Origin of the sequence: Actinoplanes sichuanensis (genome assembly GCF_033097365.1) — a bacterium.
Taxonomy (GTDB): domain Bacteria; phylum Actinomycetota; class Actinomycetes; order Mycobacteriales; family Micromonosporaceae; genus Actinoplanes; species Actinoplanes sichuanensis.
In genome coordinates, this window is the sequence record NZ_AP028461.1 from 3,942,940 (window position 1) to 3,956,170 (window position 13,231).

Sequence of the window (13,231 nt, forward strand, 5' to 3'; positions counted from 1 at the left end):
CGCGGACTACTGCGAACCGTCGGCCGGCAGGCTCTCCGGCAGCCCCAGTCCCGCGAACCGGTCGGCGTGGAAGGTCGTCACCTCGGTGACCACGCCCCCGGTGATCCGCAGGACGTCCAGAGTCAGCGGCAGGAACACACCCTCGGCCTTGTTCCAGTGGTAGAAGGCCAGGGCGGGCTGACGGTTGACCGCGGTCGGCAGCGCACGCAGGCCGGTCATCGTGTCGAAACCGTCGGCGATCCAGTCGCCGACCACCGCGTCCCGCCCGAGGCGCAGGCCCGGCGTCGGCGGCATCGAGGCACGAGCGTCGGCGCGCAGCATCGCGGTCAGCGCCGGGATGTCGGCGGCCACGCTGGCCTCGGTGAACCGGCGCACGACCGCGCGGGTCTCGGCGTCACTGTCCGGGTCACCGGTCCAGTCCTGGCGCTCGGCCGGCAGGTGCTCACGCATCCCGGCGCGAGCCCGCTGCAGGGCGCTGTTGACCGAGTTCACCGAGTCACCGAGCAGGTCGGCGACCTCCTTGGCGGGCCAGCCCAGCACGTCGCGCAGGATCAGCACGGCCCGCGGACGCGGCGCCAGATGCTGCACCGCCACCACGTACGCCAACTCGATCGTCTCCCGCGCGACGGCCACCGACTCCGGGCCGTCGACCTCGTCGAGCAGCCGGTCCGGGTACGGCTGCAGCCACTGCACCTCGCCGCCGGCCGCCGGTTCGGGGCGGCACTTGGCCAGCAGGTCGAGGCAGGCGTTGGTGGCGATCCGGTACAGCCAGGCCCGGAACGTGGACCGCCCCTGGAAGGTGTCCCGCTTACGCCACGCCCGCAGGAACGTCTCCTGCACGGTGTCCTCGGCGTCCTCGAACGACCCCAGCATCCGGTAGCAGTGCACGTGCAACTCGCGCCGGTGCTGTTCGGTCAGCCCCGAGAACGCCACCTCGTCCACGTCGTTCATCATCTCGTCCCTCCGCCTGTGGTATCCGGTCGTAGGTAAGACGGGCGGAGCGACGAGAACTCATCACCGGGTCATTCACTGAAGTCGGTGACGGACAATGCCCGGTCGAGGTGGCCGGCGACCAGATCGTCGGCGCGGATCACGAAACTGCCGTAATAGAGATCGTCGGATGTCGAGAAGGCGGCCAACTGCAGCCACTCCCCCGCCAGGCGGTGTTTCTCCCGTTCTACGTGGGAGTACCAGTTCGCGACCGGAACGACGATCTCGCCGGCCTTCTCCCGCCCGGCGAGGGTCTGCTCGGCGATGCTGGTGATCACCTCGTCGGTGACGTGGCCGCCGAGGTAGGCGGTGGCCAGCCCGTTGTCGCGGGGCCAGATCTCCTCGGCCAGAGCGCGGAGTTCGTCGAGGTGCGGCAGGTCCTCGGCGAGCTGCTTCTGGATCGGTGACAGGTAGTCCTCGTCGTCGTCCTCGTCGGCCGGGTCGAGCCAGTCGGGTAGCTCCGCGATCAGGGTCGCGTGCAGGGCGTACTCCTCGGCGACCAGGTCCCGGTCCGGCGGTTCGGCGGCCGTGGTCTCGGTGCCGGCCGGTATGTGCAGGACGCGTCCGTGCCGGCCGGTCAGGTGGTCCTGCTCATGGTCGAGGAAGAACAGCAGCGAACCGTCCGCCGGCAGGCTGGAACCGTCGACCGCCGGAAGTGCCGCGCAGTCGACGGAGAAGACGAACGGCAGTGCACCGCCCTGCTCGGACGGCCACCCCCGACCCGCCGGCAGGTGCGGCCGCCCGCCGGCCCGGCCGGCCACGACGTCGCCGGTGCCGCCGGCCAGTCGGACCGTCAGGCGAAGATGGTCGATGAATCGGCCGACCTCGTCGGCCGGGAGACCGGCCGTGAGCGCCGCCCGGCGAAACCGCCCCTGATCATCCATGGCCGAAGATGATGCCAGGTCGCGGTCAGCGTGGGCGCACCAGCAGCGGCTGGTCGACGACCGCGACGAGGCCCTGTGGGTCGCGGATCGTGCCCTGCGCGACGCCGGTGCCGTGCGGGGCGATCGTGGTGTGGGCGGCCAGGTGCAGCCACGGGCCCTCCGGTGGGCGAGCCACGGTCATCGTCATGGTGGGCGGGATGAACAGCCAGTCGTCGAGTGGGACCAAGCCGGAGACGCCGTTGGTGGAGTCGGCGAGGACGGCCAGGTGCTGGATCGTCGACGGGGTCTCGCCCGCGACCAGCGGCAGCCGGACCCGGGCCCAGAGGCTGACCGGCCCGGGTTCGGTGAAGGAACCGTCCACGAAACGCCACTCGATGGCGTTGCCGTATCCCCAGTCGGGGCTGATGCCGGTGAAGAACTCCTGGGGCTGCGGGCCGGGCAGTGGTGGTGGCGGGGTGCTCTGGGCGTACCCCTCGGAGATGTTCTTCTGGTTTTGGATCCGCCAGGCGGTCGCGGTGACGGCGAGGCGGTCGTCGGCGAACAGCTTGGCCTCGATCATCTCGACGCGGCGGCCGGGCCGCAGAATGCGGGCCTCGGTCCGGATCCGGCCCTGCGGGATGGGGCCGAGCATGTCGACGGTGAGCCGCGCGATCGGCATGTCGGCGTCCGGGCGGGTCATCTCGACGGCGCGGGCGAGCAGTCCGGCCGGTGGCCCGCCGTGCTGCATCCGCGGATCCCACGGGCTGGTGGTCGCTTCGGTCGACGCGAATTCGTCGTCGCCGACCCGAACATAGAAGGCACCGTCCACGATCCGATTCTCGCAGGGGGTAGGCATGACCGACGACCGACTCGAGGGTCTGCTGGCCGAGCAGATCGCCTATTACCGGGCCCGCGCCGACGAATACGACCGGACATATCCGGTCGACGCGGGCGCCCGGGCGCGGCTGCTCGGTGAACTGGAGGCGCACGCCCCGTACGGGCGGGTGCTGGAACTGGCGTGCGGCACCGGACAGTGGACGGTGGAACTCGCCCGCCACGCCACCACGCTGACCGCCGTCGACGCGGCGCCCGAGGTGCTGGCGATCTGCCGGCAACGGATGGGTGCGGCCGACGTGGACCTCATCGAAGCAGACCTGTTCCGGTGGCGCCCGCCGGAGCGGTACGACCTCGTCTTCTTCTCGGCCTGGCTGTCGCACGTGCCGCCGCAACGCTTCGACGCGTTCTGGGATCTCGTCGCCGACTGTCTGGAGCCGGGCGGCCGGGTGTTCGTGATCGACGAACTGCCGGCGGTCGCCACGGTGGAACACGCCGCCCCGGATCAGCCTGCCCCGGCGGTGCACCGCGAGGTCGGTGGGGGTGCGACCTTCCGCGCGGTCAAGGTCCTCTACTCCCCCTCGGAACTGGTCGCGCGGCTCGGTTCCCTCGGGTGGACCGTGGAGATCACGACTGTCGGTTGGCGGTTCTTCTGCGCCTCACTGGGCCGCGACAAGGGGTGCGATCAGTCGTAGGGGCCCGCCCGGCGGTGCCGGCCCGCCTGGACGTCGGCTACCGACCGATCTTCACGCTCGCCGGTCGATCTCGTCGACGAGGGCGGTCACGGTGGCGATCACCGGTGACCCCTCGGCCAGGACGCGGTCGTTGTGGTCGGCGCCGTCGACCACCTCGAGCCGGACCAGGTCGGCGGCGGCGTCGGCCACGGCGCGGCTCTGCTCGGCCGGGACGACCTGGTCGGCGGTGCCGTAGACGACCGCCGTCGGGACCGTCACCCGCGAGATCAGCGACTGCACCGGGTACCGGTCGCGCAGCAGCAGACCGACCGGCAGGAACGGATAGTGTGCGGCTGCGGCGGCGGGCAGGTCGGTGAACGGCGAACGCAGCAGCAACGCCGCGGGTGGATGCCGGGTCGCCAGCGCGGTGGCGACGGCCGCGCCGAGACTCTCGCCGAAGTACAGGATCGGCTGGCCGAGCCCGGCCAGGTAGGCGTGCGCGGCGTCGGCGTCCTGCGCCAGCCCGGCCTCCGACGGGCTGCCCGGATTGCCGCCATAGCCCCGATAGTCCAGTAGCAGCACGGTCAGTCCCTGCGCGGTCAGCGCGGCCGCCAGCGACTCGCGTCCGGCGCGACTTCCGGCGTTTCCATGGAGGACCAGCACGGACAGGCGCTTGTCGGGCGTACCGCTGCGGGGTGGGAGAAGCCAGGCGACGAGCCGCAGCCCGTCCGCGGTGCGCAAGGTGATCTCGCGGCCGCTGGCCGGGGCCGGCGGCGCCGCACGGTCCGGGAAGTAGATCAGCTTCCGCTGCCCGGCCCAGACCGACAGAAAGATCAACACCAACACGAGGAGTACGGCCAGAGCACCGCGCGTGACCATCCGGGGCATCCCCCTCCTTCCGGCCCGGCTGTGACGCACGTCGGCCCGTCCGATGAGGGCCATCGTGGCCGGTCATCGATAGTATGCACCGACAGCCGGAGAGTCTGGAGCGCGTTGATGACCTACCCGCCGTCCCCCGGTGAGCCGCTCCCGCCGCCCGTCGATCCATATGACACGCCGCAGCACACCGCACCGCTCTACCACCAGCCCGACTACCGCCAGCCCGACTACGGGCAGCCCACCTATGTCGCGCCGGCGTATCCGGCGGCCCCGCCCCCACCGCCGCCCCCGCCGGGCACGTCCCGGACGACGGTGATCGTGCTGCTGTCGGTGGCGATCGGCCTGGTCCTGCTGATGGGCGGCGGCACCGCCATCTACCTGGTCGGCAAGAGCCTGTCGACGACCACGACCAAGCAGGGTGGCACCGCGAGTCCCAGTCCGAGCCTCTCCCCCTCGACGTCGCCGAAGGACAGCATCAGCATCGAGGAGCCGGACACCCTGAACGGCCACGACAAGCTGGACGCCGACGAGTTCGACTCGCTCACCGAGGATTTGGAGAAGGAGCTGGAGGGCTATCCGGGCGCGGCGAACGCGTTCGGCGCCGTCTACGGTTCGGTGGCCGAGAAGAAGCTGATCGCCGCGTTCGCCGCCGAGGTCGACATCGACGACCCGCAGCGGATGCTGGACGTGGTGTTCCAGTCGTTCAGCGGGGAGAACCAGCTCACCGGCGTCACCTCGGCCAGCACCGGCGCGCTCGGCGGGGTCGCGCAGTGCGGCACCACCCGCGCCGACAAGACCGACATGGCGCTGTGCGGCTGGGCCGACGAGGGCAGTGTCGGCATGTTCCTGTTCTTCGACGAGACCGCGGTCGACGTCAAGGGCGACTTCCCCGACATGCGGGCGGAGATCGAGACGAAGGACTGAGCGGTGTCAGAGCCGTGTCAGAGCGGTGTCTGCGGACACGCCGATGCTGGGCCACATGAACGACACCGCCACCGCCACCGTCGCCGTCACCCGCCCGGGCCGCCTCGCCGCGAAGCTGCTCGCCGACCGTCACTCACTGCCGCTGTCGATCGGGTTGCATCTCGTGCCCGGGATGCTGATCGTCGCGGCCTACTTCCTGCTGGCCGAACCGTTCGTCGAGGCGATCGGCTATCCGATCTTCATGGCCTGGGCGGTCGCCCTGGTCGTCGTTCTGGTGCCGGTGCTGTTCGGCCTGCTGTGGCTGGGCCGGCGACGTAACGGCCGATGGTCGCTGCGGGGTGTGCTGCACTACGTGGACAGACCGATTCCGCGGGGTCGGGTCGCCGCCATGATCGCCGGTCTGATCGTGTGGATGACCGTGGTGTCGCTCGCGCTGACCCCACTGGACAACCTGGTCTACGACAAGCTCTTCACCTGGGTGCCGTTCGAGGGTGCCGGCGGCAGCGCCACCACCTACCTCGACGGGTACGCCCACTCGCTGCTGGTGACCACGATGGTGATCTGCCTGCCGCTGACCGGTTTCGCGCTGCCGCTGATCGAGGAGCTGTACTTCCGTGGTTTCCTGCTGCCCCGCATCGCCCACCTGCGGGCCGGGGCGCCGGTACTCAACACGGTGCTGTTCTCGGTGTACCACTTCTGGGCCCCGTGGACGGTCCTGTCGAAGGTGATCTTCCTGCTCCCCGGCGTGTGGCTGGTCTGGCGCCGGCAGGACATCCGCCTGTCGATCGGCATGCACGCCGGCACCACACTGCTGATGGCCTCGGTCGGCACCCTCGCCCTGATGCTCAACCTGATCTGAGGCCGCACGAGCCGTCGCTCACCCGAGCGACGGCTCGCGGTCTTTCTCAGGCCACGGCCGGGGCGGCCATCGCGGCTCCGGTCAGCTCGACCGAACGCAGCCGGTCCGGGACCGACTGGGCGTGGTGGGCGGTGATCAGCTCGTCGGCCTGCGCGGTCGCGGCGAACTCCTGCAGGTAGTCGCGGACCTCGTCGGGGGTGCCGACGGCCGTGTAGCGGGTCATCGACCGCAGGTGCTCGCCGCCGGGTGAGGCCAGGAACGCGTCGATCTCGGCGTCGGTGAAGTTGCGGCCACGGGTGCCACGGGTGATGAACGCCCTGGTCCGGGCCCGATAGGCGGCGGTCATCTGCGCCACCGCCTGGTCATGGTCGTCGGCGGCGACGACGTTGACCCCGACGATCACGTACGGCTCGGCGAGCTGGGCGGACGGGGTGAACGTCTCGCGGTAGACGCGGACCGCCTGGTGCAGGGCGTCCGGGGCGAAGTGCGACGCGAACGCATACGGCAGGCCGAGCCGGGCGGCGAGCTGCGCCCCGAACAGTGACGACCCGAGGATGTAGAGCGGCACCGGCTGCTCGGCCCGGGGTACGGCTTCCACTCCCGGGATCACCGATTCGCCGGCCAGGTAGCCCTGCAGCTCGACGACGTCCTGCGGGAAGGTGTCGGCGGACAGGTGGTCGCGGCGCAGCGCCCGCATGGTGACCTGGTCGCTGCCGGGGGCCCGGCCGAGCCCGAGGTCGATGCGCCCCGGGTGCAGGGTCTCCAGGGTGCCGAACTGTTCGGCGATCACCAGCGGCGAGTGATTGGGCAGCATCACGCCGCCGGCGCCGAGCCGGATCGTCGAGGTGTGCTCGGCGACGTGCCCGATGACGACGCTGGTGGCCGAGGACGCGATGACCGCCATGTTGTGGTGCTCGGCGTACCAGACCCGCTGGTATCCGGCGCGTTCGGCGGTCTGGGCGAGGGCCACGCTGGCGGCGAAGCTGTCACGTGCGGTCTGCCCGGCGGAGATCGGCGCCAGGTCGAGCAGGGAGAGTGCGGTGGGCATGACGGGTCGCCTTCCGATGTCACAGGGTGTGGTGCAGGCGTTCGGTGAAGGCGCGGATGCGCTGCTCGTCGCGGCGGTAGTAGATCCACTGGCCGCGTCGGGTGGCCTGCAGGAATCCGGCCCGCTGCAGGATCGCCAGGTGGGCCGAGACGGTGGAGACGGAGCAGCCGGCCCGACGCTGGATCAGGCCGACGCAGACGCCGATCTCCGCCGCGTCGTCGGCGCCGGGAAAGTGCGCGGCCGGGTCCTTCAGCCACGCCAGGATGGCCAGGCGTGTCTCGTTGGACAGCGCCTTGCATTCCTCGAGCATCCCGGTGCACCCTCCTTCGGCATTTCGCTGATTAACGAAATTACGTCACGCACCGTGGATCCGGCCACCGCCCGAGACACGGCTCACTGCCCCGCCGCTCACTGCGGCGGTCGGTAACCTGGCCCCATGGGCGACCTTGACCTGGATCGAATCGACAGACGCTTCGTCTTCTGGGCCACCTACCTCGGCGGTGACCCGACGGAGACGGACAAGATGCGGTGGATCACCTTCACCGACGGGTCCGGCGGATGCCTACGGCACGAGGACGCCGAGCCGAAGATCCTGCGTCGCTTCGACCGGGACGCCGGTCAGCACGGTATCCACCCGGCCGGGACGGCGTTCGACCGGAGCGACGGTGTGTGGCGTGAGTCGGAGGGCGCCTACCGCAACCATTACCGCGGTGGTGACTACGGCGACGTCGTCTCGACGGCCGAGGCGACCGAGATCCTGATCGGGTTCGGCTACCCGGCAGAGACCTTGACCGCCGACCCCGTACCGGAACCTCGCCGGCAGGCCGGTTGACACATGACAGGATGCCCCGGTGGGGATCCTGGAGTCGACGGCGAATGCGGCCGACCTGATCGAGGTGGCGCGGACGACGCTGCCGCCGGCGGTGGCGGATACGTGGATCGGGCTGTTGCGTCCCGCCGTCCGGTTTCGTCGAGCCGAGGTCGGCGACGTGGTCGTCGGGCAGCTGGGTGGGGCGCCGGCGTTGCCGGAGGATCTGGAATGGCCGCGGTCGACAGCGGGGCGTCCCCTAGGTTTCGTCGCGGGTGTCGACCTGGCTCGAGTCCCGACCGGCAGCCTGGACATCCCGTTGCCGGCCGACGGCAGGCTGCTGATGTTCTACCGCGACCCGTCGGAGGATCCGGACAAGAGGTTCTGGATCAGCGATCCGGTACCTGTCCGTCAGCCGCCGACAGGTCACCTCGTGTTCGGGCCGGCGGGAACGCAGACGACGACGCGAACCGAACCCGGCGCGGCCGTCTACCCCGAGATCCCGCTCGCCATGGAGGTGACCGCGACGGGGCCGGACTGGGATCATCCCGCCCTGGAGCAGGCCGTTGCGGACCTGTCCGAGGCGGACCGACGGTTCATGGCCGAGCCGTCCAACAGCGACGACTTCCGCGACGAGCTCAGCATGCGGACCGAGACGCCGCACCACTACCTCGGCGGATACGCCCACCCTGTCCAGAGATCAGTCGAGTTCGCCGCCGCGATGCAACGCCTGGGCAGCGGTGTCTCCTCCTCCGATCCGGCGTTGTGGGACGAGGCCCGTCAGTGGACGTCACTGATGCAGATCGACTCCGACGACGACGCGGAGATGATGTGGGGCGACAGCGGCAGTCTGTACTGGGTGATCCGGCGCGACGACCTTGCCGCAGGCCGCTTCGACGCCGCGGCCTTCCTCTTCCAGTGCCATTGATCGATCGCGCGGATCAGATACGGGCTCGGGAGTGCTCGGACCGGCGTTCGTGGCGCAAATCGGCGCGCGGATCGCGGTCCTTCTCTCGCCGCGGAACGGCCGCCGAGTCGGGAGTGCGTCGCCTGGTATGACATGTCCGTGACGCACTTCGTGGATCTCAGTCCGTACACCTACAACGACACCGACATCATCTGGACCTACGAGGGATGGGTCACCTACCGGCCCCGATACGAGCGCCTCAACGTCGGCTGGCTCGACGCACCCCACGACTTCCCCCAGGGACCGACGCCGCCGTGGCTCCCTGACGCGCTGCTCGACATCGTCGCCGGGCCGCAGATCAACTCCATGCGCGGCTTCCATGTGTGCGCGTTCTGCCCGAGATCGAAGGCCGCGACGCGATCCATGATCGAAGTGGACCACCCGAGCGGAGAACTGTCGCTCGGCCACACCGAGATCAGGATCCCGGCGCGGGCCGGAACGATGTTCGCTGCCCCCAGTCTCATCTGGCACTACATCACCGCCCACGAGTACCGTCCACCAGCCGATTTCATCGAAGCGGTGAAGGGCTACGACAGCAGCTGGACAAGAGAACCGAGCCCGTGGATCCCGGAGGACGCCGACCGAATCCTGGTCGATTGAGGCCGGTTCCGGAGCCGGATCACAGTGAGTTCGTCGCTCTGAGGAACTCGTTCGGATGAGCTACCGGCTACCGAGCCGGAGATCCCCTCCCCGATCGATATTCCGTGTGACGTGCTGGAACGGGTCCAGGACGCTGCCGGCTGCACGTCCGTCCTCCGCATCCAGGATCACCGCGGCCGTGGTGTCTTTCGCGCGCCGTCACCGGTCCCCGGTAGGTACCCGGCAGCCCTTTGTGTCGACGTCCTCGGGGCGTCTTCGTGGTGTCGTGATGTTCGGTGGCACTCGACCGGCGGCACGCTCGCCCCCCGTCAGAAGCGGTCTGCCGGCCGGTGGATCCTGCACGCGATGCGGTACGACGGCGCCGAGCACACCGTGGCAGGATGCACCAGGGCAAATGGGGGATTCGAATGCGCTGGCGATGGGTCGTGGTTGCAGTCATGGTTGCCGTTGGTGGATGTGGAACGAACGCGGCAGGCCGGCCGGAAGACGGGGCTGCCCCTGCCGCGCCCGTATCCGCCGGCAGCTCCCCCGCCGGTCCGCCTTGGTACTCGGTCGTCGACGAGGGGCCGACGATCTCGGGTGCGGTATTGGAGACCACCGGCCCCGGAGCGGTCCCGAACGGGTGGGACGACGAGAACCGGTTCTCCCGCTTGTGGACCTACACCGGCCGGGTCCTCTCGGTGAAGGTCGACATCAACCGTGCCGACCCGCATGCCGACAGACGGCAAGACCTGCAGCGCGACGCGGCGGTGTCACAGGAAGCCGGACACCTGCACGTGCCCCTGACGGGAATCGGCGACGGTGGCATCGCCATCCTCGCGAAGCATTTGAAGGGCGCCGGCCGCGCCGTGATTCGAGCGAACGTCTACTCCGGCAACGCGGTGGCCAGCATTCTTCTGCCCACCGAGGGCGCCATCACCACGGAACAGGACTTGGCGGCACACTCCGCCGAACTGATCGCCGCTTTGACTGAGGTGCTCGACGACTTGCGGGCGCAGTAAGTCCACCGGAGGCCGCAACCCTGAACGGCCACCCGGCCTCCGGCACGGCCCGCGCACTCGCATCGCACGAAAGGATGCCGACCCGCCGAGAGACCTACCGGGCGGGGTAACGGCGTACTGCGCGGTTCCGAACGCGAGCACGTCCGCCGCGACGACCCGGTCCGGAGCCCTGCCGACCACGGTGAAGAACACCTTCAGGTCATGCGCGACCGCGACCACCGTGTTCGGCCGCGACCGCACCGCCAGAGACTCCAGATACGCATCCAGCACCGCCACCCCGAACCTCACGACCAGACCACCAGCCGCGTCCCGGGACCGCACCAACCGCAAACCACTCCACAACGACATCCAGGAACCCCTCAATACCCGATCCACCAGCACAAACATGCCGTGGATCACCAAGGATTACCTGCATATCAAGCAGATCAGTGCGTTCAGCGATCGGCGCCAGCCGGCGGTGTGCCGCCGCGTTGCGGGTGGTTGAGGGCTGGAATCCGTTCGCCGGGCTTGGCGAACCATGCCGGAGCATCGGCGGTCAGCGTCGTCTCGATCCGCAGCCTCGACAGGGCGTCGAGTTCCGGCAAGGCATCGGGTTCGAACCAACCGACCTCGGTCGATTCGTCGTCGTTTACCCGTGGCTCCCCGCCGATCGCGCGACAGCGAAACCACACGTTGAGGTACTCACAGACGTCTCCATTCGGGTAGATGGCCTGGTTCAGGGCGACTCCACCGATCCGATCGATCTCGGCCATCACGCCCGTCTCCTCGAAGATTTCGCGTACCACCGCATCGGCCGGCTGCTCGCCGGGGTCAATCGCACCAGCTGGGAGCCCTCACGATCCGTCGTCGCTGCGCCGGCCGAGCAGGATCTGCCCGCGGTCGTTGCGGACAACGGCGCTGACTCCGGGCAGCATCAACAGATCGTGGCCGATACGAGCACGAAGGCCAGCGATGTAGGGCGAGATCGGCATGCGGGCGACAGTAATGACCGCCGTCCACCGCTCGGCGCGCACGGACGGCGGGCAGGAGAGTACGCGACGGGTTCATGGTGTTTGATCACTCTGTGCGCGAGGATTGGCAGCCGGAACCGCGGATGCCCGACGAAGACAGCGTTGCCGTCGGTCGATTGCTGAACCGGCTCGAACACCAGCCGTCCGGCGATCTCTGGGAAGCGCTCGAAGGCTTGCTCATTGTCGAGGTGGAGTGTTGGTTCCGGGAGGGTTTCGCAGCTCTGCCCGCTCTTGCTCGCATCGCTCAGTCCAGCGGTGAGAGAGACCGGCATCAGGCTCTCGACCTTGCCGCAATGATCGTCCGGACGCTGCATCGCAATCACATGTACGACGATCTGGTGCGGGCGAACTCGGAAGCTGTAGCGGATTTGCACCGCCTCGCTGAAGCTCGGCTGACCGCCAGCGGCCACCGTGCGCTGACCACACTTCTGCAGGACGCCCTGGCCTTTGCCGGTTATACGCTCTGGGCTTCGATCAGCCTGGACTTCACCGACGAGCACTACCACGTGGGCTGCCCCCACTGCCCCACCCGCCTGGCGATCGTCATCGGCGAGCACGGCCGCTACTCGGCCTTCCGCCACTACAACGACGGCGACACTCACCGGATCCCGCTGAAGCCGGCCAGGCCGGAAGAGTTGACCGGGATAAGCCGATGGATGCACGACACCGCTGCCAACGGCGGCGACATGCTCCTTGCCGATGGGCTGACCTACCTATTCGGCCAGGCCAGCTGCGGGCTGTGCGGCAGCACCTTCAACATCGCCGACTGGCTCGAAGCCGAGAACAGCCCACATCAGCCAATCGCCCCGATCGTTGCCAGGAATGACTTCTCTACGTAATACGCCAGCCCCCGAGGAGACCGTCGACGTGCGCGGACGGCGGCATGTGAGCGCGTCAGCGGCTTCGGAAGTTCGCACGGACTGATGGTGAAGCGAGGAGAGTCTCATCTGTCGGCTCGGTACTCGGCGGACGTGGCCGGAATCGTGTCTGTGCACCCGCTGCGCCCACAGATACACGCGTAAGGAAAGGGCGGGACGGCTACGCCGATATGCCGCTCGTGCGCCACGATCTGCCGATGGACGACGTCGTTCTCATGACGTCGCCGTAGCGATAGTTCTCGACCTGGCCGAAGCCGGGCGAATGGCGCCGTGGCAGTGATAACGGCTCCGCGCACCGCAGCCACGACATCACTCCAATCGACGTCGGTCGGGACCTCGATGACAGCACGACCCGCATCCGAGGCGGCTGTACGAAGCCGCGCACCGATCACCTGGTCCCGTTCAACCAGGGCTTCCACCCGACGGCGGGCTGCACCGTCACCCGCCACGAGCCGTTCGCGTCGCGCCACGCGCGTGCGCTCCGCGGTAGTGATCAGCCAGACCGCGTCGATGGGCGACCACTTCGCCGCCGCTCGGGGGTGGAGTGCGGTCCCTCGACGAGCGTCGGCACCCCCGCGACCTGAGCGGCACGGATGTCGTCCATCACGGCCGGCAGCCTCAGAGCCGCGACGCGTTCGAAGTCGTCGGCCGCCATCGTCGCACCCAGGGCGAGCGCCTCATCGAGCGAGGGCCCGATGGCACCGAGGCGTTCCAGATGGTCATAGGTGTAGGCGTCCACCGGATGCAACGCGAGATCGAGCTCGCGAGAGAGCCGGCGGACCGTCGTCGACTTTCCGGATCCCGGGGTGCCACCGACCCAGAACATCGGCATGCTCGTCGCCACTCACGCCATGCTGTCAGACGGCCACCAGCGCTGTCCGCGCCGCCTGACCAAG

The 13,231-nt window shown here is 69.1% G+C and carries 16 protein-coding genes and 1 pseudogene; 8 read left to right on the top strand and 9 right to left on the bottom strand.

Translation table 11 applies throughout. The annotated features are described in order from the left end of the window. Positions 1–6: 6 nt before the first annotated feature. The 3 genes from Q0Z83_RS18070 to Q0Z83_RS18080 form a co-directional block, all read right to left on the bottom strand. Positions 7–954 (bottom strand): RNA polymerase subunit sigma-70, encoded by a 948-nt coding sequence (locus tag Q0Z83_RS18070; protein WP_378079193.1) that lies wholly within the window; start codon positions 952–954, stop codon positions 7–9. A 68-nt stretch (positions 955–1,022) separates the two neighbouring features. Continuing rightward, complete coding sequence (locus Q0Z83_RS18075) at positions 1,023–1,874, bottom strand: DUF1963 domain-containing protein (protein WP_317795119.1); 852 nt, start codon at positions 1,872–1,874, stop codon at positions 1,023–1,025. A 25-nt stretch (positions 1,875–1,899) separates the two neighbouring features. Beyond that, positions 1,900–2,682 carry a thioesterase family protein gene (locus Q0Z83_RS18080; RefSeq protein ID WP_317795120.1) on the bottom strand — a complete coding sequence of 261 codons (783 nt, stop codon included), beginning with the start codon at positions 2,680–2,682 and terminating at the stop codon, positions 1,900–1,902. 25 nt (positions 2,683–2,707) lie between these two features. Between Q0Z83_RS18080 and Q0Z83_RS18085 the strand changes: the two genes are divergently transcribed. After that, the gene (locus Q0Z83_RS18085; protein ID WP_317795121.1) at positions 2,708–3,382 is read left to right on the top strand and encodes a class I SAM-dependent methyltransferase; all 675 of its coding nucleotides are present in this window, start codon (positions 2,708–2,710) and stop codon (positions 3,380–3,382) included. 51 nt (positions 3,383–3,433) lie between these two features. Here the strand turns inward: Q0Z83_RS18085 and Q0Z83_RS18090 are convergent, their stop codons facing one another. After that, positions 3,434–4,240, bottom strand: a complete 807-nt coding sequence (locus tag Q0Z83_RS18090) for an alpha/beta hydrolase (RefSeq protein ID WP_317795122.1) — start codon at positions 4,238–4,240, stop codon at positions 3,434–3,436. Positions 4,241–4,357: 117 nt separating this feature from the next. Between Q0Z83_RS18090 and Q0Z83_RS18095 the strand changes: the two genes are divergently transcribed. Together Q0Z83_RS18095 and Q0Z83_RS18100 are read left to right on the top strand one after the other, a co-directional pair. Then, positions 4,358–5,164, top strand: a complete 807-nt coding sequence (locus tag Q0Z83_RS18095) for a hypothetical protein (RefSeq protein ID WP_317795123.1) — start codon at positions 4,358–4,360, stop codon at positions 5,162–5,164. Between the two features lie 55 nt (positions 5,165–5,219). After that, a complete protein-coding gene (locus Q0Z83_RS18100) occupies positions 5,220–6,023 on the top strand; it encodes a CPBP family intramembrane glutamic endopeptidase (protein WP_317795124.1) in 804 nt (267 codons plus the stop codon). Positions 6,024–6,069: 46 nt separating this feature from the next. Here Q0Z83_RS18100 and Q0Z83_RS18105 read toward each other — a convergent pair whose 3' ends face one another. Together Q0Z83_RS18105 and Q0Z83_RS18110 are read right to left on the bottom strand one after the other, a co-directional pair. Continuing rightward, entirely contained in the window at positions 6,070–7,071 is a 1,002-nt protein-coding gene (locus tag Q0Z83_RS18105) for an LLM class flavin-dependent oxidoreductase (protein WP_317795125.1), read from the bottom strand. 19 nt (positions 7,072–7,090) lie between these two features. Then, a complete protein-coding gene (locus Q0Z83_RS18110; protein ID WP_317795126.1) occupies positions 7,091–7,381 on the bottom strand; it encodes an ArsR/SmtB family transcription factor in 291 nt (96 codons plus the stop codon). Between the two features lie 126 nt (positions 7,382–7,507). Here Q0Z83_RS18110 and Q0Z83_RS18115 point away from each other — a divergent pair, with 126 nt between their 5' ends. The 4 genes from Q0Z83_RS18115 (at position 7,508) to Q0Z83_RS18130 (ending at position 10,447) form a co-directional block, all read left to right on the top strand. Then, positions 7,508–7,903, top strand: coding sequence for a hypothetical protein (locus tag Q0Z83_RS18115; RefSeq protein ID WP_317795127.1), 396 nt, complete (start codon positions 7,508–7,510; stop codon positions 7,901–7,903). A gap of 19 nt (positions 7,904–7,922) precedes the next feature. Further along, complete coding sequence (locus Q0Z83_RS18120) at positions 7,923–8,807, top strand: YwqG family protein (protein ID WP_317795128.1); 885 nt, start codon at positions 7,923–7,925, stop codon at positions 8,805–8,807. Between the two features lie 138 nt (positions 8,808–8,945). After that, on the top strand, positions 8,946–9,446 hold the full coding sequence (locus tag Q0Z83_RS18125; protein WP_317795129.1) for a DUF7919 family protein: 501 nt from the start codon (positions 8,946–8,948) through the stop codon (positions 9,444–9,446). 380 nt (positions 9,447–9,826) lie between these two features. Beyond that, on the top strand, positions 9,827–10,447 hold the full coding sequence (locus Q0Z83_RS18130) for a hypothetical protein (protein ID WP_317795130.1): 621 nt from the start codon (positions 9,827–9,829) through the stop codon (positions 10,445–10,447). A 434-nt stretch (positions 10,448–10,881) separates the two neighbouring features. Here the strand turns inward: Q0Z83_RS18130 and Q0Z83_RS18135 are convergent. Together Q0Z83_RS18135 and Q0Z83_RS18140 are read right to left on the bottom strand one after the other, a co-directional pair. Next, positions 10,882–11,265: pseudogene (locus Q0Z83_RS18135) on the bottom strand (NUDIX domain-containing protein); the annotation flags it as partial. A gap of 15 nt (positions 11,266–11,280) precedes the next feature. Beyond that, on the bottom strand, positions 11,281–11,418 hold the full coding sequence (locus Q0Z83_RS18140) for an NUDIX hydrolase (protein WP_317795131.1): 138 nt from the start codon (positions 11,416–11,418) through the stop codon (positions 11,281–11,283). A 74-nt stretch (positions 11,419–11,492) separates the two neighbouring features. On the opposite strand from Q0Z83_RS18140, the gene Q0Z83_RS18145 reads away from it, so the two are divergent. Then, entirely contained in the window at positions 11,493–12,296 is an 804-nt protein-coding gene (locus Q0Z83_RS18145; protein ID WP_317795132.1) for a hypothetical protein, read from the top strand. Between the two features lie 532 nt (positions 12,297–12,828). Here the strand turns inward: Q0Z83_RS18145 and Q0Z83_RS18150 are convergent. Further along, positions 12,829–13,179: an ATP-binding protein gene (locus tag Q0Z83_RS18150; RefSeq protein WP_317795133.1), complete on the bottom strand. Its 351-nt coding sequence runs from the start codon at positions 13,177–13,179 to the stop codon at positions 12,829–12,831. Positions 13,180–13,231 lie beyond the last annotated feature (52 nt).